We start from the raw sequence: 21,201 nt of genomic DNA, 5'->3' as shown, positions 1-21,201 counted from the left end.
TTTTTGATGACCTGGTCACACCTCGTTTGTTGCCCATGGTCATCACCGTGCAGCCTGGTGCCATGAACACCCACCCGACCCCGCACGACGTGCTGTGAACTACGGGCATGGGCTGAGATTCGGGCTACGCCTACCCACTGGCGCCGGCCATGGCCCCGACCGGCTGACCCAGGTGGCGGGCCTGGCCGAACAGACGGGTTTGGACCTGCTGGTCGTTCCGGCCGGAACCGCGGGCGATGACCTCGAACCATGGACCGTGTCGTCCTGGCTCGCGGCGACGACGGCCTCGCTCGGGCTGACGGTGGAAGCACGCCCCACCCGGCATCCGGCCATGCTCGCTCGCACCGTCGCGAGCTTGGACCGGCTCACCGACGGCAGGGTCGAGCTGGCTCTCCACGCCGACCCCGCGGAGGCCGGGTGCGGAACCGCGGAGTCCGAAGCGGCACTCGGAGAAGCGATCGCCGTCGTTCGCGAGGTGTGGAACGTCCTCGACCCCGGCCTCGGCCGGTTCACCGGCCGTTTCCACCGTCTCGCGGGAGTGCAGAAGGCTGCCCCCGCGCACGACGTGCCGATCGCTGTGGAGGGCCGAGGCCGGGGCCTGCTGCGACTGGTCGGGCAGCAGGCTGACGTATGGTCGACGGCCGACTGCGACAGTGCGGCGCTGGCGCGGGGCAACCTCGTGGTCGACGAGGCGGCGCGAGGGGTGGGTCGCGATCCCCGCGAGATCCGCAGGCGGGTATCGATCCGAGGCCGCTTCGGCCGGCGCACAGGCAGGTTCACCGGAACACCCGCGGACTGGGTGGGTGACCTGCTGCCCCTGGTCGTCGAACAGGGGGTGGGCACCATCGTGCTCGACACCGACGAGCGAGAGGTCGCAGCCTGCTTCGCGAGCGAGGTCGCACCCGCGCTACGGGCAGCCGTGGACGCGTTGCTTCCTCGCGGCTGGTCGGACGCACGGGTGCGGCGATCCGCCGTGCTCGCCAGACGTCGGCCGGGGATCGACTACGAGAGCGCTCCGTCGGACATGGCCGAGGTCGTCGAGCCGGGTGATCTCGCGTACGCGCGGCTGCGATCCGGATACCTGCGCGGCGGGGCGCCCGGGATCATCCTGCGGGCGGCGACGAACGAACAGGTCGCACTGGCGCTCGCGTTCGCCCGTCGACACCCCGGCGTGCCCCTGTCTCGCCGAAGCGCCGGGCACGGGGTCTCCGGGCGCTCCACCAATGACGGCGGGATCGTCATCGACGTCTCACTGATGAACGCGATCGAGGTGCTGGACGAGAAGACACGCCGGGTGCGCATCGGACCGGGGGCGCGCTGGGCCGAGGTAGCGGCCGCACTGGAGCCCTACGGCTGGGCGTTGAGCTCGGGCGACTACGGAGGCGTTGGAGTGGGAGGGCTTGCTACGGCGGGGGGCATCGGGTATCTCGCACGTGGGCACGGCCTGACGATCGACCGTCTGCGGGCCGTGGAGATGGTGCTCGCGGACGGCTCCGTCCTCCGGGCCGGTGACGCACAGAACTCGGAGCTGTTCTGGGCGGTTCGGGGAGCGGGCGCGAACTTCGGGATCGTCACCGCCTTCGAGTTCGAGGCCGACGACGTCGGTGCGGTCGCGTTCGCGGAGCTCACCCAGGATGCGAGCGATACCGAGCGCTACCTCGTCGAGTGGGGCCGGGTGGTCGAGGGCTCCCCGCGGGACCTGACCAGCTTCCTCATCGTGCCGCCCCTGCGGGGCGGGCTGCCGGCGCTGGCGGTGAGCCGCACCATGGTCGACGCCGCGGACCCGGAGACCGTACTCGCCCGGCTGGAGCCGCTGGCCGCGATCTCTCCCGTCTACGCCCAGGAGGTCGCCGTCACGTCCTACGCGGCCGTGATGGACAACGCGAGCGACGACGCACCGGTTTCCCGCGGTGAACCGGTCTCCCGCAGCGGTCTGCTCCGCCACCTGACACCGCAGTTCGCCGCGGCGGCCGCTCGCGTGATCCGCACCGGCGCGATCAGATGGTTCCAGCTCCGCTCGGTCGGCGGCGCCGTCGCCGACGTCCCCCGGGACGCCACCGCCTACGCCCACCGCGACGCGAACTTCTCGCTCGTGGTGATGGGCGCCACCGACGAGGCGGTCGACACGGCGTGGGCCCAGCTGAGCCCGTTCCTCGACGGCCTCTACATCAGCTTCGAGTCCAGCCTCCGGCCCGAGCGTATCGCCGAGGCATGGCCTCCACGGACCCTCTCCCGTCTGCGTGCACTGAAAACCGTCTACGACCCGGAGGGTGTGTTCGGCGACAACTTCGCGCTCACGCCCTCCACGAGCGACCCCGGAGGAAGCAACCCATGACCGACTACGGCCACGCACTGTGGTTCGGCAGCTTCGTCACCCCCACCGCCCGCCCGCCTCAGGCGCCGGTCGAGCTGGCCCTGACGTCCGAGCAGGCCGGACTCGACCTGGTCAGCTTCCAGGACCACCCCTATCAGGCGGCGTTCCAGGACACCTGGACCCTGATGTCGTACGTCGCGGCACGGACCGAAAGGATCCGGATCAGTAGCAATGTGCTGAGTCTTCCGTTGCGTCCCCCCGCCGTGCTGGCTCGCGCCGCCGCGAGTCTGGACCGGCTCACCGGCGGGCGGGTCGAACTGGGTATCGGCGCGGGTGCGTTCTGGGACGGCATCGTCGCGATGGGAGGCCGCCGCCTCGAACCGGCCCAGGCCGTGCGGGCGGTGGAGGAAGCCGTGGACGTGATCCGGGGGTTGTGGGCCACCGACGAGTCCGGCCCCCTCCGGATCGAGGGGGAGTTCTACACCGTGAACGGCGCGAAGCGCGGGCCGACACCTGCCCATAGCATCCCGATCCGCATCGGCGCCTACAAGCCGCGCATGCTCCGCCTGACCGGCCGGATCGCCGACGGTTGGCTGCCCTCTCTCCAGTTCCTCCCCGACGGTCCCGCGTCGCTCGCCTCGATGAACGAGCAGATCGACGAGGCTGCCTCCGCCGCCGGTCGCGAGCCCGCAGCGGTCAGCCGCTTGCTCAACCTGAGCGGCCGATTCACGACCGGCGGCAGTGGTGGGCTGTTCCAGGGGACTCCTGAGGACTGGGCCGAACAGATCGCCGACCTCGCCCTGCGGTACGGCGTGTCCGGCTTCATCCTCGCCTCGGACGAGCCCGCCGATCTCCACCTCTTCGGTCAAGAGGTCGCGCCGCGCGCCCGGGCGCTCGTCCAGTCCGAACGCTCGGCGTGACGCGGCTCGCCCGTGGTCAGCACGGTGTCGCCAACCCGCCCATCGCAGCTCCGGCGCCGTTGTTCGGACGCCACGAGGAGACCGCGGCTCTCGACGCGCTTCTCTCGCAGGCCCGCGACGGGACCGGTGGCGCGCTCGTGCTGTGGGGCGAGCCGGGCATCGGCAAGTCCGCTCTGCTTCGCCACGTGCACGACCGGGCGGCGGACTTCGTCCGGCTGAGCTACTGCGCCACCCGGCCCGAGTCGGACCTCGCCCACGCGGGGCTGCACGGCCTGCTGCAACCGGTTACCGATCGCGTCGAGCCGTCGGCGACGGCCCAGGCCGCTGCTCTGCGTGCCGCGCTCGGGTCGAGCGGTGAGCCGGCGAACCGCCTGCTGGTCGGGGCGGCGGTGCTGTCGCTGCTCGGCGGACTTGCCGCGCGGCAGCCCGTACTCGTCGTGGTGGACGACGGACAGTGGCTCGACGAGGCCACCGCGATGTGCCTGGGAATCGTTGCCCGACGCGTACGGCCGCATCCCATCGTGGTCGTGCTCGCCGATCACAGCGCTCCCGCGGCCCGACCGTGGGAAGGTCTGGCCGAAATGCGGGTCGGCGGCCTCACCGACGAAAGCGCGCGGCAACTTCTGCTCACCATGACCCCGCTCGCCGACGATGCGACGCTGCGCAACACGGTCGGGGCGGCGGGGGGCAACCCCTTGGCCCTGCACGAAATGGCCACGCTCAGGTGTGACGCCGACGAAGCCGGGCATGCCCTGGCCGGGCGGCCGGCTGTCGGGCCGCGCCTCCAGCGGGCCTTCCGCGCCGGGATCGAGGCCCTCAGTCCCCCGGCGCAGCTGCTGACCGTGGTCGCGGCGGCCGAAGAGCGCGGCGACCGCGTCACGGTGCAGCGTGCCGGTTGCGCGGCGGGGGCCGATGACGCTGCCTGGGAGGAAGTCACCACCGCGGGTCTGTTCCACGTGGTGGGCAACCGAGTTGGCTTTCGGCACCCTGTCGTGAGGAGAGCCGTCTATGAGGGCTGCGGTGCCGCGGCGAGGCGGAAGGCTCACCAGGCCTTGGCCGCCACGATGCCGGACGAGGCGGAGGAGCGCCCATGGCACCTCGCCGCAGTCGCCCACGACCGCGACGAGAACGTTGCGACGCTGCTCGAACGGACCGCCGCCCGTTCCCGTCTCCGCGGGGCCACCGCGCCGGCGGCACGGGCGTTGCAGCGGGCCGCCGAACTCTCGGCCGTACCGATCGACGCGTCACAGCGACTCGCAGAGGCGGCCAGGGCCGCGTGGGACGCCGGCTGGGCGGCCACGGCGGAGCGCCTGCTCGACGAGGCGGAACGGCTGGCCCCCGGCCCGCACGTCGCCCGGCGAAGCCAGGGTTTACGGGGAATCATCGAGCTCGCCCGAGGCCTGCCGGAACTGGCGCACCACTACCTGACCACCGACATGCACCAGGTCTCGGATCCGGGCGCGGCACTGGAGTTGGGGACGCTGGCCATGCGCGCCGCCTGGTCCGCCGGACGCGATGACCTACGGGCCGGAGCGCGTGAGCTTCTGCTCGGACTCGACATCGAGGGCCGGGCCGGATTACCCGGCCCGTTGGCCTGGTGGAGCGACGACGCGTCCGCCGACGCGTCGCCGGCGGACGCCTCCGCAGCCGCCGAGGCCATCGCGCGAGCCCCGACGACCACCCTGCCGTTGCTGCCGCCGACCCCCCTCGCGCTGGCCTGGGGCATCGACCAGCCGATGGCGGACGTGCTGCGCCATCGAATGCCGCACGTGCGGCGGCGTTGCGAGCATGCGCGACTCGCCTTCGCCCTGGCCCAGACCGCGATGCTCGAAAACGTGGCCGGCCGCTGGGCGGAAGCGGAGGCCTCGGCCACCGAGGGCCTGCGACTGGCCGAGGGTATGGGCGCCGACCACATCGCCTCCCACTGCCGCACCAGCCTGGGTTGGCTCGACGCCGCGCGTGGTGACGAGCGCGCGGTGGCGGAGCTCACCGCCAGCACCCTGGAGACGTCACTCCCCCGGGGCGTCCGCGCGCTGAGCGCAGCCGCCTACTGGAACCGCGGCATGTCGTCGCTGTTCCACGAACGTCCCGAGGAAGCGCTGGACACCCTGGTGCGCCTGGCCGAGCCCGGCCATGGCGCGGAGCACCCGACCTTCGCGCTCCTGGCCGCTCTCGACACCGCCGAGGCTGCCGTACACGTCGGAAGACACGACCTCGCGGAGGAACGGGTGCGCGCGCTGGAAGCCTGGGCGCGGCGCACCGGAGCGCCGTGGGCACGCTGCGCCGCCCACCTCGCTCGCGCGCTCCTGGGAGGCCCCGGCGCGGAGAGTTCCTTCCGGGCCGCGCTCGACGTGCCGGGTGCCCGATCCCACCCTCTGCTCCACGCACGCGCTCAGTTGTTCTACGGCGAGTGGTTGCGACGGAGCCGTCGGCGGATCGACGCGCGCGTCCGGATAGGGGCCGCCCTGGAGGTGTTCGGCCGGCTCGGGGCCCAGCCCCTGCACCGGCGCGCGCAGCGCGAGCAGGACCTTACCGGGCCGCCGGGACGTCGGGGGACCTCGGACACCTGGGCGGTGAGCCGGCTCACCGCCCAGGAGGAGCGCGTAGCTCAGTTGGCCGCCGAGCAACTGACGAACCGTGAGATCGCCGTACAGCTGCGGATCAGCCACCGCACCGTGGGCCACCACCTCGGGAACGTGTTCGCCAAGCTCGGCATCAACACGCGGACCGAGCTCTGCCGCACCCACGTCGGTTCCAGGGCGCGGTGAACGCGTGGAACAGCGACGACATGCCGCGGTTCCAGCAAGGAGACCCCGCGGGGGACGGTCGCCGTGCCTCCGGCTGACGAGGCGGACGAGGCCGGCCGGACCGACGTCACCCTGCTCACCGCGCGCGCCGTGGAGCCCGGCTACGAGCAGGACTTCCAGGAGTGGTTCGGGCGGGTGACCACCACCGCCTCCACCTTTCCCGGCCACTTGGGGGACGGGTTGTTCCGACCTCCGACAGCCGCCGGGCCGTGGGTGCTGATCCATCGATTCCGCGATCACGAGTCCGCGCGGGGCTGGACGACATCGCGGGAACGAGCAGCGCTGTTCGACAACTGTGAGGGTCATCATCAGACCGAGGTGGCCCGGCGGGAACTCGCGGGAATGGAGACCTTGTTCACCGCTCCACACGGCGCGACCGTGCCGGCGCCGCCCCGGTGGAAGATGGCGCTCGCCGCCCTCGCGGCGGTACTTCCGATTTCTCTGATAGGCAACGGCCTCCTGGGGCCGGCACTCAGTGCATGGCCGCTGCTGGCGCGCGTGTTCGTTCTCGCTCTGCTGTTCAGTACGTTGATGACGTATCTGATGATGCCGACCGTGACCCTCGCCCTTCGCCGTTGGCTCTATGCCACAACCTCGACAACGCGCGAGGGACCGCCACGACAACGGGGCCCGGGAGAACAGTGATCCGGCGGGGCTTCTGTGCGCTGGGGTTCTCAGCGGGTCAGCTCGAGTGTCCTGCGGATCAGTTCGAGTGCCTGGTCCACGCCTTGGTCGGCCACGTGGACGAAGTCGACGAAGACATGGTCGACGGTGGTCTCGTCTCCCGTACGGAGGATGATGTCCGCGATCTCCGGCACGGTCGACCCGGCGGTGGGGTTGATCCTCAGGATGGCGTCGATGCCGGCCGGGTCGCGGCCTTCGGCCTCGGCGATGCGGCGGACCTGCCGCAGCGGTTGGTCGATCACGGTGGCAGGGTCGAATGCGGAGCCTCGGACGGGCACCGCGACCGGAAGTATGCCGTCCGCGCGGCGGGCCGCCCGGCGTTGGGCGGCCGGGGCGAAGCCGGACAGATAGATCGGGGGCCGGGGGCGTTGGAGCGGCTTGGGTCCGATATGGGCGGCCGGGAAGGCGTAGTGCCTGCCGTCGTGTCGGGCGACGGGCTCGGTGGTCCACACGGCTTCCAGCACGTCCAGGCACTCGTCCAGTCGCGCTCCCCGCTCCTTCCAGGGAACGCCGACGCCCTGGTACTCCTCGGGCGACCAGCCAGTGCCGAGGCCGGGTACGAGACGACCCCCGCTCACCACGTCGACACCGGTCAGCGACCGGGCGAGAAGCAGAGGGGAGTACCAGGGTGCGATGAGCGCGGAGGTGCCCAGCAGCACCCGTTCGGTGGCGTTCGCGGCGACACTGAGCGCCACGAACGGGTCGAGCATGGTGCGCAGCTGCCACGGAATCGTGTCCGTGCCCATATAGCCCACGCTGGGATGCACGGCGGCCAGTACGCGGTCACCCACCCAGAGGCTGTCGGCGCCGAGTTCCTCAGCCTGCCGGGCGAAGTCGGCCAGCTTTCCGAGCTCCTGAGCCATGGCGCCGTACTGAGGAAGCGAGAACCCGATACGCATGCGAACTCCATTACTTCAGGAATGAGCTTCGGCCGGCTGCTTCGCGGGGGAGACCCTGCTCGCGTGCCCTCGGCGATGCGTCACGGTCGTGTGCGCGGTGCGTCCGATTCGGCAGAGTCCGACGCACCGCGCACGCGGTCACGCTGTCCGGGACGGCGTCAGGTCAGGAAGACCGGAGGATTCTCGCCTCGCAGACGGTAGTTGGGGCGGGGCCGCTCCAGCCGGATCGACTCCAGCACGGTGTAGGCGTGGTACTTGGTCTGGGTGGTGGCGCCCGCCAGCCGCTCCCACCAGAGCCGGCCGTCACTGGTCTTCTTCTCCAGGACGTGATGGGTGGCGTAGTTCGCCATGGAACTGATCCAGTTCTCCGTGCCGACGAAGATCCTCTCCCAGCCGGTGCTGCTCACGATGTCGGCGAGCGCGTCGGAACGGCTGAACCGCTCGACCGCCTCCGTCGCGCCCTCGAGAACATCGGCGAAGTACTCCACGCACAGCGTGACCTGCTCGTAGGTGCCGTAATGCATGTGGTGCCCGCCGACGAAGAAGTCGAAGTCGTACTCAAGGATCTGCGACTGCGCCTCGTACCAGCCGGAGATGTTCTGCGAGGCATCGCAGTGCATGAACGTGACGCTTCCCGGACTGACGATGTCCACAGCAGTGAGCACCTTCTGCTGTGGTGCGTAGATGAAGATGTTGCCGGGGCAGTGGTTCTCACCCTTGTAGGAGAGCTCCAGGGTCACACCGCCCACTTCGAGAACGAACTCGTCGTCGAAGGTCGTCGTCGGCAGGGGACGCCGCGGGTCGGGAAAGCGCTCCAGGAGTTCCTTGGTGATGCGGTGGGCGACGATCTCGACGTCGGGACCGAACACGGAGGCCGCGCCGATGTGGTCGGCGTGCCAGTGACTGTAGATCACATGCGTCACCGGCTGGTCGGTGACGTCCTCGATCGCCGCCAGCATGTTCTCGCCCAGTGTCGGTGGTGCGTCGATCGCGACCACGCCCTGTTCGGTCACCACGAACCCGGCGTCGTAGCCGGCGCTGGTGACCCAGTAGAAACCGCCGCGCAGTTCTTCGACGTGGTAGCCGTACTTCTGGAAGTGCTCACTCTGGAAATAGGGGGGATAGTATCCCTCGGGGTCCACGGGGTCGTCTGCCCCCGCCCGGGGGAACCCATAGTGGTCAATCCCGTAGAAGCTCTGGGTGTCTTCGGCACTGATGGGTATCTGACTTTTCTGGCACATCGCGGTACGCCTCTCTGGCTTTTGGGGAAATCTGTCGAACGGGCGGCTCATCCCGGTTGCGTGAATCGAAGGATCGCCTTGGTGACGTGGCCAGAACCCGCGTCGTCGAACGCCGTGTTGATGTCGGAGAACTCGTAGAAGGACAACAGCCGGTCGATCGGGAACCGGCCCGCTCGATAGAGATGGGCAAGGTCGTTGATCAGCAGCGACGAGACGGCATCTCCCTGGATGATTCCCTGCAGCGACTGACCGAGCGTGAGCCGGCCCGCGTCCATCACGGCGCCGGCCCCCTCGTGGAACGCTACGAAGCCGAATCGGCCCATCGGTGCCAAGGCACCGACTCCGGCGTCGAGATTCTCCGGGCGGCCGCTCGTGTCGAGGACGTACTCCAGACCACGCTTCTCGATGGCGCGGAGCGCGCCGACAAGATCCTCGACCTGGCCGGGGTTGACGGTGTGCGTCGCTCCCAGATCGCGGGCCAGTTCGAGCCGGTCGGCGTCGACGTCGACGGCGACGACGGTGGTGGCACCCACGACGCGAGCCGCCATGACCGCTGCCAGGCCCACCGCGCCCACGCCGAACACGACGAAGGAGGCGCCCGCCGGGACGGCGAGGGCCTTGAGGACGGCGCCCGCGCCTGTCTGCAGACCGCACCCCAACGGAGCCATGACGTCGAGAGGCAGATCGCGGGGGACCTTGATCGTGTTCCGTTGATGGGCCAGAGCGTGGGTGGAGAACGAGGACTGGCCGAAGAAGTGACCGTGCGGCTCGGCACCATGGGCGACGTGCAGGCCGTTCGAGCCGTCCAGGCGGGCCCCGGCGAAGTTCGCCTGCCAGACGTTGTCGCAGTAGGCCGCGTGCGAGGACATGCACGGCTTGCAGTGGCCGCACGAGTGGTACGAAAGGACGACGTGGTCGCCGGGCTCGACCGTGGTGACAGCGGCCCCCACACGTTCCACGATTCCCGCACCCTCGTGCCCCAGCACGACGGGTAGCGGCGTCGCCATGCGTTGCGCCCGCACATGAGCGTCGGTCGCGCATATTCCGGTCGCGACCATGCGGACCAGTACCTCGTCGGGCCGGGGGTCTTCGATCTCGATCTCGCGGAATTCGAACGGACCGTCCGGCGATTCGAGGACGGCGGCTCGCGCGGTCGTCGTCATGCGCCGTGGGTTTGTCGCGAAGCGCCGCCGGCGCCATGGTGACAACAGGCAGACCTCATCAAATGACTCCCAGATCGGTGTTGAGGGCCTCACATACCCTTGAGCAGGTGCGAACGTACTGCGACGGCCTGCGCTCGCGCATCGGTCGCCCTATCGGTCACGGCCCGTTTCTCTCCGGGGCTTTCGCGATCGGGGCTGAGTGACGGCCGGTCACGACTCCGCCGGGAGACCAATCCGAACCCCTGCCACCGCGCACGGGAAATGGCGGAATACCGTGCCTGGCGCAGCCGTTGCCTTCCGGTATGAGCGAATCAAAAGAGGCAGTGGCAGTCGTGGCAGCGGCCTATGGAGGCCCCGAGGTTCTTTCCGTGACCACCGTCGCGGTCGCGGAGCCGACGTCGGATCAGGTGCGCATCTCGGTCCGTGCGGCCGGTGTCAATCCCTTCGACTACAAGGTGTACAGCGGCATGTTCGGTACCGATCCGGAGAACCTGCCGCTGCGGCTCGGTGTCGAGGCGGCCGGCGTGGTGACCGCGGTCGGTGCCGACGCGGTCGGCCCCGCGGGTCCCATCGCGGTCGGTGATGAAGTGATCGCGTATTCCGCGCCGGGCGCCTACGCCGACGAAATCGTCGTACCGGCCTCCTCCGTGGTGCCCAAGCCCGCGACCCTGTCCTGGGAGCAGGCCGGCGGGCTGTTGGCCGCCGGTGTCACGGCCGTCCATGTTCTCGAAGCGATCGGCCTGGCCAAGGGTGAGACGGTGCTGGTCCATGGCGCCTCGGGAGGGGTCGGCCTCGTGGCCGTGCAACTCGCGGTGGCACGTGGCGCCACTGTGGTGGCCACAGCGAGCAAGGCCAAGCACGATCTGCTACGGGACCTGGGAGCGACGCCGGTCGCTTACGGGCCGGGGCTGGCGGATCGGGTGCGCGAGATCGCGCCGGAGGGCGTGGACGCGGCAGCCGACCTCGTGGGCACCGACGAGGCCGTCGACGTCTCCGTGGAACTGGTGCCGAACCCCCTCCGTATCGCCACCATCGCCGGCTACGAGCGCGGGAGCCGCGCTGGAATCAAGCTCCTGGGTGGCGCACCCGGCGCGGACCCCGGCACCGAGATCCGGGAAGCCGCCCGCCTGCAGCTCACGGAAGCAGCGGCGGCCGGCCGACTGCGCGTCGTCGTCGAGGGCAGTTACCCGCTGCGTGAGGCAGCCGCCGCCCACCGCGAGATCGCAGCCGGCCACACCACAGGAAAGATCGTCCTGGTCCCGTAACGACGCTGCGGACCGCAAAGGCCGCCCTACCTGCTCCGTCGCAGGTCAGGCGGCCTTTCGCGGGACGTATCAGACGTTGAAGCGGAACTCCACCACGTCCCCGTCCTGCATGACGTAGTCCTTGCCCTCCATACGGGCCTTGCCCTTGGCGCGGGCCTCGGCGACCGAGCCGGTCTCCACCAGGTCGGCGAAGGAGACGATCTCCGCCTTGATGAAGCCCTTCTGGAAGTCGGTGTGGATCACACCGGCCGCCTCCGGGGCCGTGGCGCCCTTCTTGATGGTCCACGCGCGGGCTTCCTTCGGGCCTGCCGTGAGGTAGGTCTGGAGGCCCAGGGTCTCGAAGCCAACGCGGCCGAGGGTGGCGAGGCCGGGCTCTTCCTGGCCCATGGACTGGAGCAGTTCGAGGGCCTCGTCGTCGTCGAGCTCGATCAGCTCTGACTCGATCTTGGCGTTCAGGAAGATCGCCTCGGCGGGGGCGACCAGGGCGCGCTGCTCGTTCTTGAAGTCCTCGTCGACCAGCTCGTCCTCGTCGACGTTGAAGACGTACAGGAACGGCTTGACGGTGAGCAGGTGCAGCTCGTGGAGGAGCCGGCCCCTCTCCGTGGATGCCGTGATGCCCGCGGCGAAGAGCGTCTGGCCGGACTCCAGGATCTTCTGCGCCTCCTCGACCGCGGCGAGGACCGCGACCTTCTCCTTCTGGAGGCGGGACTCCTTCGTCAGGCGCGGGACGGCCTTCTCGACGGACTGGAGGTCGGCGAGGATCAGCTCGGTGTTGATCGTCTCGATGTCGTCCTTCGGCGAGACCTTGCCGTCGACGTGGACGACGTTCTCGTCCTTGAAGGCGCGGATGACCTGGCAGATCGCGTCGGACTCGCGGATGTTCGCCAGGAACTTGTTCCCCAGGCCCTCACCCTCCGACGCGCCCCGGACGATGCCGGCGATGTCGACGAAGTCCACCGTCGCCGGGAGGAGCCGCTGGGAGCTGAAGATCTCCGCGAGCTTGTTGAGGCGCGGGTCCGGGACGCCGACCACGCCGACGTTCGGCTCGATCGTGGCGAACGGGTAGTTGGCCGCCAGCACGTCGTTCTTGGTCAGGGCGTTGAACAGGGTCGACTTGCCGACATTCGGCAGACCGACGATTCCGATCGTGAGCGACACTTTGGCGACTTCCTGGAGTGAGGAGGGGGTCAGGGCCGTCCGGGTCCGGCTCGGCGTTTCGGGCCGGGACAGCCGGGTCCCGGAGTGGGACCGATTCTCCAGTTTACGGGGCCGCCCCACGGGCCCGAACAGTGCGGTTTGCGGGCCCGCACCGCCCGTCCGAACAGTGCGGCTTTCGGCCGTGTGGCATCGAACGCAACCCCAAGGTCGGCCAAAGCGCGTGTCCAACGCCTGATTCCCCGCCTCCCGCGACCTACGTTGTGCAGGTGGAGCAGCACAGGACACGTCCCCCGCAGCGCAGGCAGCCCCCGCAGGCCGCGCCCGCCCCGCCCTCGCCGGGTGGTTCCCCCGGTGAGAGTTCCGCCGTGTACCGGGTACGGGTGCGCAGCGTGCCGCCCGTGGTCCTCGCGTTGCGGCGGTTCCCCAACCCGCGGCTCACCGGGATCGGGGCAGGGCTGTTCGCCGCCCTCACCATGTTCGTGCTCGCCTGCGTCGACCGGCTGCTGTTCGACAGCTCGGAGCTCGTCTACGGGCTGCTCTTCCTGCCCGTCAGCGCGCTCACCGCATTCTGGGTCCGGCCCGCCGACCTCGTCACCGCGCCGATCAGTGTGCCGATCGCCTTCGCCGTCGGGGTGTTCCCGATCTCCGGGGGGTCCGAAGGCTTCGGCGGGCAGGTCATGGGCCTGGTCACCGCCCTCGCCGTGCACGCCGGGTGGCTGTACGGCGGAACGCTCGTCGCGGGCCTCATCGCCACCGTACGCAAGGTGCGGCTGATGCGGGCCCGGCGACGGTACGTCCTGGCCCAGGGGCGCGGGCCCGCCGGTGACCGGGCGCCCCGGGCCGCGGGCGGCCGGCCGGCCCCCCGCCCCCACACCCCCACCGCCGCCGGCCCCGCCCCCGCAGCGGCCGCGGCCGCTGCCGCGAAGCCCGTACGGGCCGGGGCCGGCCCGGCGGTGGTCCGGCGCCCTCAGCGGCCCTGACGCCCGCCGGGCCGGCCGAGGTCAGTCCTCGCGAGCCCGGCTCAGCGCCTGCCACCCCCGCTCGGTCCCCGGCCGCCCCGCTCAGTCCCCGCGCGGGGCCCGGCCGCCCCACTCGGTCCCCGGCCGCCCCGCTCGGTCCCCGGCCGCCCCGCTCAGCCCTGGCCCGGTGCCGAGCCCGCCGCCGCCATCGCCGCTCCCACGATGCCCGCGTTGTTCTGGAGCTGCGCCGGGACCATCTCGGCCCGGACCTTATCGATCAGCGGCAGGAACTTGTCCGCCTTGCGGCTCACGCCGCCGCCGATGATGAACAGCTCGGGCGAGAACAGCATCTCCACGTGCAGCAGGTACTTCTGGACCCGGTGCGCCCAGTGCTGCCAGCTCAGGTCCTCGTCCTCCTTGGCCTTCGTGGAGGCGTGCTTCTCCGCGTCGTGGCCGTGCAGCTCCAGGTGGCCCAGCTCGGTGTTGGGGACGAGCCTGCCGTCGGTGAAGAGCGCGCTGCCGATGCCCGTACCGAAGGTCAGCAGGATGACCGTGCCCGTACGGCCCTTGCCCGCGCCGAAGGTCATCTCGGCGACCCCGGCCGCGTCCGCGTCGTTCAGCAGGGTGACGGGCTGACCGATCCGCTCGCCCAGCAGCGTGCGGGCATCCGTGTCGACCCAGCCCTTGTCGACATTGGCCGCGGTGCGCGTGATGCCGTCCGTGACGACCCCGGGAAACGTGATGCCGACGGGGCCCGACCAGTTGAAGTGGCCGACGACCTCGGCAACGCCGTCGGCCACGCCCTCGGGCGTGGCCGGGTGCGGTGTCAGCACTTTGTGGCGCTCCTGCGCCAGGTCTCCGCGGTCCAGGTCCACGGGAGCGCCCTTGATCCCGGATCCGCCGATGTCCACGCCGAAGATCTCCATGGCACCCACGGTACGGGCAGGCCGGGCCCCTTGCGCGGCTACTCGGCGGAAAGGGCGGCGGCCTCGGCGCGCAGGTCGCGGCGCAGCTCCTTGGGGAGGGAGAAGGTGATCGACTCGTCGGCCGTCTTCACCGTCTCCACGTCCGCGTAACCGCGCTCCGCGAGCCATTCCAGGACGCCGTCGACCAGGACGTCCGGGACCGAGGCCCCGGAGGTCAGGCCGACCGTGGTCACGCCCTCCAGCCAGGCCTCGTCGATCTCGCTCGCGAAGTCGACCAGGTGGGCGGCGGGGGCGCCGGCGTCCAGGGCGACCTCGACCATGCGGATGGAGTTCGAGGAGTTCTTGGAGCCGACCACGATGACCAGCTCGGCGTCCTCGGCCAGCTTCTTCACCGCGATCTGGCGGTTCTGCGTGGCGTAGCAGATGTCGTCGCTGGGCGGCGAGAGGAGGTTGGGGAACTTCGACTTGAGCGCGTCCACCGTCTCCATCGTCTCGTCGACGGAGAGGGTCGTCTGGGAGAGCCAGACGACCTTCGACTCGTCGCGGACCTCGACGTTCGCGACGTCCTCGGGGCCGTCGACCAGGGTGATGTGGTCGGGGGCCTCGCCGGAGGTGCCGATGACCTCCTCGTGCCCCTCGTGGCCGATCAGGAGGATGTCGTAGTCCTCCTTGGCGTACCGGACGGCTTCCTTGTGGACCTTGGTGACCAGCGGGCAGGTCGCGTCGATGGTCGCGAGCTTGCGCTCGGCGGCCTCCGCGTGGACGGTGGGCGCGACTCCGTGCGCGGAGAACATCACGATGGAGCCCTCGGGCACCTCCGCGGTGATGTCCACGAAGATCGCACCCTTCTTCTCCAGGGTCTGCACGACGTACTTGTTGTGCACGATCTCGTGGCGGACGTAGATCGGGGCCCCGTACTGCTCCAGGGCCTTCTCGACGGCGATCACGGCACGGTCCACGCCCGCGCAGTAGCCACGGGGTGCGGCGAGCAGGACACGGCGGGCAGGGGTGGCAGTCATGCGTCCCATCGTAAGGCCGTGGCGAACAGGCGCGAGGACGGCCGGATCGGGACACTGGTCGCGGTGCGGGTGCGAGAAGTCGCGGACAGTCATGAAGGGGTGGTGACCTCGGTGTCGGAGAGCGGTTCCGGGAGCGGTACGGGTACGGGGAGTGGGCCGGGCGGCGGTACGGGGGGAGGTTCGGGCCGCGGTAAGGAGGGAGGGTCGGGCAGCAGTACGGAGACGGGCGGGCTGCGGCGGACGCTGGGCTTCCGGGATCTGGTCGTCTACGGGCTCCTCTTCATCGCCCCGATGGCCCCCGTCGGGGTGTTCGGGACCCTGGATGCGAAGTCCGACGGCGCGGTCGCGCTCGTCTACCTCGTGGCCACGGTGGTCATGGGCTTCACCGCCTTCAGTTACGCCCAGATGGTGCGGGTCGCCCCCTTCGCCGGTTCGGTCTTCACGTATGCCCGCAAGGGACTCGGCGAAGGGCCGGGGTTCATCGCCGGGTGGATGGCGATGCTCGACTATCTGCTGATCCCGGCCGTCGCCTATCTCTTCTCGGGGATCGCGATGAACGCGCTCGTCCCGGAGGTCTCGCGGTGGGTGTGGACCGCGATCGCGGTGCTCGTGACCACCCTGCTCAACCTGTGGGGCGTACGGGCGGCCGCCCGCGTCGGGTTCGCCGTGCTGGCCATGGAGATCGTGGTGCTGCTGGTCTTCGTGGTCTCGGCCGTGGTCGTCCTCGTACGGGACGGGGCGCAGCGCGGCTGGCTGACGCCGCTGACCGGGGACACCGGGTTCTCCATGGCGGCGGTGCTGGGGGCCGTGTCGATCGCCGTGCTGTCGTATCTGGGCTTCGACGCCATCGCCTCGTTCGCCGAGGAGGTGACGGGCGGCTCGCAGAAGGTGGCGCGGGCGGTGCTGTTCTGCCTGGTGCTGGCCGGGGTCCTGTTCGTCGCGCAGTCGTACCTGGCGGCGCTGCTGGAGCCGGTGAGCTCGGCGGAGCTGGCGGCGGACCCGGCGGCGCAGGGGTCGGCGTTCTACGACGCGGTGGACGCCTCGGTGGGGACCTGGCTGCACGATCTGGTGGCGGTGAGCAAGGCGATCGGGGCCGCGTTCGCCGCGCTGGCGGGACAGGCCGCCGCCGGGCGGCTCGTCTTCGCGATGGCCCGGGAGCGGCGGCTGCCGCCGTTCCTCGCGAAGGTCGACCGGACGTCGGGCGTGCCGCGGGTGGCGATCCTGGGGGCGGCGATCGTGACGCTGGTGGCCGCGGTGTGGGCGGCCCGGCGCGACGACGGGCTGGACCATCTGGTCTCGGTGGTGGACATCGGCGCGCTGACGGCGTTCATCCTGCTGCACGCGTCGGTGGTCGGCTGGTTCGCCGTACGCCGGATGGCGGGGCCGCCGGTGTGGTGGCGGCACGTCCTCGTGCCGGTGGTCGGCGCGGGCATCCTGGTCGCGGTCATCGTGGAGGCGACGACGTCCGCCCAGGTGGTGGGCCTCTGCTGGCTCGGGGTGGGGCTCGTGGTATTGGCGGTGCAGGGGACGGGCCGCCGGAAGGGCGCGGAGGGGCCGGGGGGCGCGTAGGGGGCGGGGGGCGCGTAGGGGGTGAGCCCCCTGTTCCGTACGCCGGCCGAGTGCCGGGGGCCCGCAGTTGTTCCGTACGGCCGGGTGCCGGGTGGGGCCCGCGGTTGTTCGGGTACGGCCCTGCGCCGGGTGGGGCCGCGGTTGTTCCTTACGGCCATGTGCCCGGTGGGGGCCGCAGTTGTTCCGTACGGCCGAGTGCCCGGTGGGCCCCCGTTGTTCGGGCACGGCCCTGCGCCGGATGGGCCGCGGTCCGCCGCGCGGGGCGGGGTTCCTGTCGGTGGCTGCCGATACGCTCGCCCGTATGGCTCTCAACACGTCCGCGGAAGCGCCGCTGCCCGTCGGTGAGGTGTCCCGGCTCATCGGCGGGTGGATCGACCGGCTCGGCGCCATCTGGGTGGAGGGGCAGATCACCCAGCTGTCGCGGCGGCCGGGAGCCGGGGTCGTCTTTCTTACGCTGCGCGATCCTTCCCACGACATCTCGGTGAGCGTGACCTGTTTCCGGCAGGTCTTCGACCGGATCGCCGACGTCGTGACCGAGGGCGCGCGCGTCGTCGTGCTGGCCAAGCCCGAGTGGTACGCGCCCCGGGGGCAGTTGTCGCTGCGGGCCACCGACATACGGCCGGTCGGCATCGGCGAACTGCTCGTGCGGCTGGAGCAGCTGAAGAAGTCGCTCGCCGCCGAGGGGCTCTTCGCGCTGGACCGGAAGAAGCCGCTCCCCTTCCTGCCGCAGCTGATCGGGCTGGTCTGCGGGCGGGCCTCCGCCGCCGAGCGCGACGTCCTGGAGAACGCCCGCCGCCGCTGGCCCGCCGTGCGCTTCGAGGTCCGTAACACCGCCGTCCAGGGGGTGAACGCGGTCGCCCAGGTGGTGCAGGCGGTCGAGGAGCTGGACGCGCTCGACGAGGTCGACGTGATCGTGGTGGCCCGGGGCGGCGGCAGCGTCGAGGATCTGCTGCCGTTCTCCGACGAGCAGCTGATCCGGACCGTGGCCGCCTGCGGTACGCCGGTGGTCTCCGCGATCGGGCACGAGCCGGACTCCCCGCTGCTGGACCTGGTCGCCGATCTGCGCGCCTCCACGCCCACGGACGCGGCCAAGAAGGTCGTCCCGGACGTGGGCGAGGAGCTGGAGCGGGTGCAGCAGTTGCGGGACCGGGCGCTGCGCACCGTTCGGGGGCTGCTGGACCGCGAGGAGCGGGGGCTCGCGCACGCGCTGGGCCGCCCCGCGATGGAGCGGCCCCAGCGGCTGGTGGACGAGCGCGAGGCCGAGGTGGACGCGCTCCTCGGGCGCAGCCGCCGAGTGCTGGGCCATCTGCTGGACCGGGCCGACTCCGAGCTGTCGCACACGCTCGCCCGGGTCGTCTCGCTGTCGCCGGCCGCGACCCTGGAGCGGGGATACGCGGTGCTCCAGCGGCCCGACGGCCATGTGGTGCGCTCCCCCGACGAGGCCGGGGCCCCGGGCGAGCCGCTGCGGGCGCGGGTGTCGGAGGGCGAGTTCACGGTGCGGGTGGACGGGTGAGCCGGCGGGACGGCGCCCGGGGCAGTGCCCACGATGACGTAGCAGCTCACATTTAGGGTGGATCACATGACGGACGACGGTACGGCGGCGGCTGCCGCCACGGGCACGCTCGGGTACGAGCAGGCGCGCGACGAGCTGATCGAGGTCGTGCGCCGGCTGGAGGCGGGCGGCACGACGCTGGAGGAGTCGCTGGCCCTGTGGGAGCGGGGCGAGGAGCTGGCGAAGGTCTGCCGGCACTGGCTGGAGGGCGCCCGCGCCCGGTTGGACGCGGCGCTGGCCCGCCCGCAGGACAGCGCCGACGAGGGCTGAGCCGAGAGCCTCACGCCAAGTAGCTGCATCATGCAATGGTGTGTAATGGATCACTCGGTTCCGGTTTTAGTTGAAAGTTAACCTAACTCTGGCGTACCTTCGAGCTCTCCCCACCGCGTTCGTTCGGAAGGTTTGCACCAGATGTCCCTCGTTCTCGACCCCGCCGCCCAGGACCTCCTCTTCCGTGAGGCCCGCACCGCCAACACCTTCACCGACGAGCCGGTGACCGACGAGCAGGTCCAGGCGATCTACGACCTGGTCAAGTTCGGCCCGACCGCCTTCAACCAGTCGCCGCTGCGCGTCGTCCTGGTCCGCTCCGCCGAGGGTCGCGAGCGCCTGGTGCAGCACATGGCCGAAGGCAACCGCCCGAAGACCGCCACGGCCCCGCTGGTCGCGATCCTGGCCGCCGACAACGAGTTCCACGAGGAGCTCCCGGCGCTGCTCCCGCACTTCCCGCAGGCCAAGGACATGTTCTTCGCGGAGCGCCCGGTCCGTGAGTCGGCCGCCGGCCTCAACGCCGCGCTCCAGGCCGCCTACTTCATCATCGGCGTCCGCGCCGCCGGCCTGGCCGCCGGCCCGATGACCGGCTACGACGCCGCGGGCGTCCAGAAGGAGTTCCTGGACGACGACCACGCCCCGCTGATGGTCGTCAACATCGGCAAGCCTGGCGAGGACGCCTGGTTCCCGCGCAGCCCGCGCCTCTCCTTCGACGAGGTCATCACCACCGTCTGAGCCGAGCACGCGCGGCTCCCGCACACGCGAAGGGCCCCGGAACACCTGGTGTTCCGGGGCCCTTCGCGTGGTCGCGTCAGTTCGCGTGGTCGCGTCAGGAGGCCGGCGTCGCGGGCGGCGGCGTCGTCCTCAGGGCGGCGGCCATCTCGACCAGGCTCTCCTTCGGCGCCGAGCCGGTCACCACCGTGGTGTGGCCCTTCCCGGGCAGGACGAGGGCGTCGTACTTCGCGCCCTCCCAGACCTGCCACTCCTTGCCCGCCACCGTCTCGGTCCGGCCGGTGTCCTTCGCCTTCTGGCTGACGTCGGGGACGTACGTGCGCGCCGCGGTGGTGGACTGCTCGACCGCGACGTACCTGCGGTCCGGGTCGAGGAAGCCCAGGTGCCAGGCCTTGCCCTCGGCGTCGTCGTACCTGACCGAGGTTGCCTTCCACTTCTCCGGCAGGCCCTCCGGCGCGGCCACCGGGTAGGGGGCCGCGGTCCGCACCGTCGCCAGCTCCACGGTGAAGTCGACCGCCTTGATCGGGTCGGCGTGCTCGTCCTTCGGAATGAAGAGGTATATGACCCCCGCGCAGGCGGCGATCACCAAAGTCGACAGGAACATGTCCCGGACTGTCTGCTTGCCTCGCTTGCTTGCCACGGGATCCATGGTGGCACGCGGCCTGACTCGCCCGGCCGCAGGGTGCCTGTCCCGGCCGCGACTCCGCGGTGCTCATGCGTGACCCGCTCTGCTCATTTTATCGACCTACCGATAGAGTCACAGCACCCTCATATCCGGTCGTCGCCGTACAGAAAGGTGCGCTCCGATGTCCGAGCATCATCTGCCGTCCCAACTGGAGGTCTCCCCGGAGGCCCCCGACCGCAACCTGGCCCTGGAGTTGGTCCGGGTCACCGAGGCCGCTGCCATGGCGGCCGGGCGCTGGGTGGGCCGCGGCGACAAGATCGGCGCCGACGGCGCCGCCGTGAAGGCCATGCGGACCCTCGTCTCGACCGTCTCGATGAACGGCGTCGTCGTCATCGGCGAGGGCGAGAAGGACGAAGCCCCCATGCTGTTCAACGGCGAGCGGGTCGGCGACGGCACCGGCGCCGAGGTCGACATCGCGGTCGACCCGATCGACGGCACCACGCTCAACGCCAAGGGCATGCCGAACGCCATCGCCGTGCTGGCGGCGGCCGACCGCGGCGCGATGTTCGACCCGTCCGCGGTCTTCTACATGGACAAGCTGGTCACGGGGCCCGAGGCGGCGGACTTCGTCGACATCAACGCGCCCGTGGCGGTGAACATCCGGCGCGTGGCCAGGGCGAAGAACTCCGCGCCCGAGGACGTCACCGTCGTCATCCTCGACCGGCCCCGCCACGAGGGCATCGTCAAGGAGATCCGGGAGACCGGCGCGCGGATCAAGTTCATCTCCGACGGCGACGTCGCGGGCTCGATCATGGCGGCTCGCGAGGGCACCGGCATCGACCTGCTGATGGGCGTCGGCGGGACGCCCGAGGGCATCATCTCGGCGTGCGCCATAAAGTGCCTCGGCGGCGTCATCCAGGGCAAGCTCTGGCCCAAGGACGCGGCGGAGCGGCAGAAGGCGCTGGACGCGGGCCACGATCTGGACCGGGTGCTGTCGACCGACGACCTGGTCAGCGGTGACAACGTGTTCTTCGTGGCGACGGGGATCACCGACGGCGAGCTGATGCGCGGTGTGCGGTACCGCGCGGAGACGGCGACCAC

The 21,201-nt window shown here is 70.8% G+C and carries 18 protein-coding genes; 11 read left to right on the top strand and 7 right to left on the bottom strand.

From position 1 onward, the window contains the following. Positions 1-94: 94 nt before the first annotated feature. From ACFWRV_RS15365 to ACFWRV_RS15350, 4 genes are all read left to right on the top strand, one after another. Positions 95-2,335, top strand: coding sequence for an LLM class flavin-dependent oxidoreductase (locus tag ACFWRV_RS15365; RefSeq protein WP_384333983.1), 2,241 nt, complete (start codon positions 95-97; stop codon positions 2,333-2,335). After that, positions 2,332-3,234: an LLM class flavin-dependent oxidoreductase gene (locus ACFWRV_RS15360; RefSeq protein WP_384333981.1), complete on the top strand. Its 903-nt coding sequence runs from the start codon at positions 2,332-2,334 to the stop codon at positions 3,232-3,234. The genes ACFWRV_RS15365 and ACFWRV_RS15360 overlap by 4 nt, the downstream gene beginning before the upstream one ends. Further along, a complete protein-coding gene (locus tag ACFWRV_RS15355) occupies positions 3,231-6,002 on the top strand; it encodes an AAA family ATPase (protein ID WP_384333978.1) in 2,772 nt (923 codons plus the stop codon). Before ACFWRV_RS15360 ends, ACFWRV_RS15355 begins: the two co-directional genes overlap by 4 nt. Positions 6,003-6,065: 63 nt before the next feature. Further along, on the top strand, positions 6,066-6,686 hold the full coding sequence (locus tag ACFWRV_RS15350; RefSeq protein WP_384333975.1) for an antibiotic biosynthesis monooxygenase: 621 nt from the start codon (positions 6,066-6,068) through the stop codon (positions 6,684-6,686). 29 nt (positions 6,687-6,715) lie between these two features. On the opposite strand, the gene ACFWRV_RS15345 is transcribed toward ACFWRV_RS15350, so the two are convergent. The 3 genes from ACFWRV_RS15345 to ACFWRV_RS15335 all read right to left on the bottom strand — a co-directional run bounded on the left by ACFWRV_RS15345 (position 6,716) and on the right by ACFWRV_RS15335 (position 10,028). Continuing rightward, positions 6,716-7,624, bottom strand: coding sequence for a TIGR03619 family F420-dependent LLM class oxidoreductase (locus ACFWRV_RS15345; RefSeq protein ID WP_384333972.1), 909 nt, complete (start codon positions 7,622-7,624; stop codon positions 6,716-6,718). Between the two features lie 158 nt (positions 7,625-7,782). Further along, positions 7,783-8,766, bottom strand: coding sequence for an MBL fold metallo-hydrolase (locus ACFWRV_RS15340; RefSeq protein WP_384333969.1), 984 nt, complete (start codon positions 8,764-8,766; stop codon positions 7,783-7,785). 146 nt (positions 8,767-8,912) lie between these two features. Continuing rightward, positions 8,913-10,028, bottom strand: a complete 1,116-nt coding sequence (locus ACFWRV_RS15335) for an NAD(P)-dependent alcohol dehydrogenase (protein ID WP_384333966.1) — start codon at positions 10,026-10,028, stop codon at positions 8,913-8,915. A 332-nt stretch (positions 10,029-10,360) separates the two neighbouring features. Between ACFWRV_RS15335 and ACFWRV_RS15330 the strand changes: the two genes are divergently transcribed. Then, positions 10,361-11,293, top strand: coding sequence for an NADP-dependent oxidoreductase (locus ACFWRV_RS15330; RefSeq protein WP_384334207.1), 933 nt, complete (start codon positions 10,361-10,363; stop codon positions 11,291-11,293). Positions 11,294-11,362: 69 nt separating this feature from the next. Here ACFWRV_RS15330 and ychF read toward each other — a convergent pair whose 3' ends face one another. Then, a complete protein-coding gene (ychF, locus tag ACFWRV_RS15325; protein ID WP_384333963.1) occupies positions 11,363-12,451 on the bottom strand; it encodes a redox-regulated ATPase YchF in 1,089 nt (362 codons plus the stop codon). A gap of 365 nt (positions 12,452-12,816) precedes the next feature. Between ychF and ACFWRV_RS15320 the strand changes: the two genes are divergently transcribed. Beyond that, positions 12,817-13,431, top strand: coding sequence for a DUF6542 domain-containing protein (locus ACFWRV_RS15320; RefSeq protein ID WP_384334204.1), 615 nt, complete (start codon positions 12,817-12,819; stop codon positions 13,429-13,431). 152 nt (positions 13,432-13,583) lie between these two features. On the opposite strand, the gene ppgK is transcribed toward ACFWRV_RS15320, so the two are convergent. Both ppgK and ACFWRV_RS15310 read right to left on the bottom strand, forming a co-directional pair. Beyond that, on the bottom strand, positions 13,584-14,336 hold the full coding sequence (gene ppgK, locus ACFWRV_RS15315; protein WP_384333960.1) for a polyphosphate--glucose phosphotransferase: 753 nt from the start codon (positions 14,334-14,336) through the stop codon (positions 13,584-13,586). A 38-nt stretch (positions 14,337-14,374) separates the two neighbouring features. Next, entirely contained in the window at positions 14,375-15,364 is a 990-nt protein-coding gene (locus ACFWRV_RS15310) for a 4-hydroxy-3-methylbut-2-enyl diphosphate reductase (protein WP_384333957.1), read from the bottom strand. Positions 15,365-15,646: 282 nt separating this feature from the next. On the opposite strand from ACFWRV_RS15310, the gene ACFWRV_RS15305 reads away from it, so the two are divergent. From ACFWRV_RS15305 to ACFWRV_RS15290, 4 genes are all read left to right on the top strand, one after another. Continuing rightward, positions 15,647-16,924: an APC family permease gene (locus ACFWRV_RS15305; RefSeq protein WP_384334201.1), complete on the top strand. Its 1,278-nt coding sequence runs from the start codon at positions 15,647-15,649 to the stop codon at positions 16,922-16,924. Positions 16,925-17,225: 301 nt separating this feature from the next. Further along, entirely contained in the window at positions 17,226-18,437 is a 1,212-nt protein-coding gene (gene xseA / locus ACFWRV_RS15300; protein WP_384333954.1) for an exodeoxyribonuclease VII large subunit, read from the top strand. A 66-nt stretch (positions 18,438-18,503) separates the two neighbouring features. Next, entirely contained in the window at positions 18,504-18,746 is a 243-nt protein-coding gene (locus tag ACFWRV_RS15295) for an exodeoxyribonuclease VII small subunit (protein ID WP_065489494.1), read from the top strand. A gap of 141 nt (positions 18,747-18,887) precedes the next feature. Further along, positions 18,888-19,478, top strand: coding sequence for a malonic semialdehyde reductase (locus ACFWRV_RS15290; protein WP_384333951.1), 591 nt, complete (start codon positions 18,888-18,890; stop codon positions 19,476-19,478). Between the two features lie 94 nt (positions 19,479-19,572). Here the strand turns inward: ACFWRV_RS15290 and ACFWRV_RS15285 are convergent, their stop codons facing one another. Next, complete coding sequence (locus ACFWRV_RS15285) at positions 19,573-20,124, bottom strand: DUF4245 domain-containing protein (protein WP_384333948.1); 552 nt, start codon at positions 20,122-20,124, stop codon at positions 19,573-19,575. Positions 20,125-20,281: 157 nt separating this feature from the next. On the opposite strand from ACFWRV_RS15285, the gene glpX reads away from it, so the two are divergent. Beyond that, positions 20,282-21,201: class II fructose-bisphosphatase (gene glpX, locus ACFWRV_RS15280; RefSeq protein WP_384333945.1), on the top strand; the 920-nt coding region annotated here is incomplete at its 3' end.

The sequence above is a fragment of the Streptomyces sp. NPDC058576 genome, from assembly GCF_042718715.1.
In the GTDB taxonomy this organism is placed as follows: Bacteria; Actinomycetota; Actinomycetes; order Streptomycetales; family Streptomycetaceae; genus Streptomyces.
This window is presented reverse-complemented; position numbering and strand designations above follow the sequence as displayed.

Coding starts and splice junctions, on each gene's coding strand:
- ACFWRV_RS15285 (WP_384333948.1), bottom strand. CDS start 20,124: ATGGATCCCGTGGCAAGCAAGCGAGGCAAGCAGACAGTCCGGGACATG.
- ACFWRV_RS15310 (WP_384333957.1), bottom strand. CDS start 15,364: ATGGGACGCATGACTGCCACCCCTGCCCGCCGTGTCCTGCTCGCCGCA.
- ACFWRV_RS15290 (WP_384333951.1), top strand. CDS start 18,888: ATGTCCCTCGTTCTCGACCCCGCCGCCCAGGACCTCCTCTTCCGTGAG.
- ACFWRV_RS15345 (WP_384333972.1), bottom strand. CDS start 7,624: ATGCGTATCGGGTTCTCGCTTCCTCAGTACGGCGCCATGGCTCAGGAG.
- ACFWRV_RS15305 (WP_384334201.1), top strand. CDS start 15,647: ATGGCCCCCGTCGGGGTGTTCGGGACCCTGGATGCGAAGTCCGACGGC.
- xseA (WP_384333954.1), top strand. CDS start 17,226: ATGGCTCTCAACACGTCCGCGGAAGCGCCGCTGCCCGTCGGTGAGGTG.
- ppgK (WP_384333960.1), bottom strand. CDS start 14,336: ATGGAGATCTTCGGCGTGGACATCGGCGGATCCGGGATCAAGGGCGCT.
- ACFWRV_RS15335 (WP_384333966.1), bottom strand. CDS start 10,028: ATGACGACGACCGCGCGAGCCGCCGTCCTCGAATCGCCGGACGGTCCG.
- ACFWRV_RS15295 (WP_065489494.1), top strand. CDS start 18,504: ATGACGGACGACGGTACGGCGGCGGCTGCCGCCACGGGCACGCTCGGG.
- ACFWRV_RS15360 (WP_384333981.1), top strand. CDS start 2,332: ATGACCGACTACGGCCACGCACTGTGGTTCGGCAGCTTCGTCACCCCC.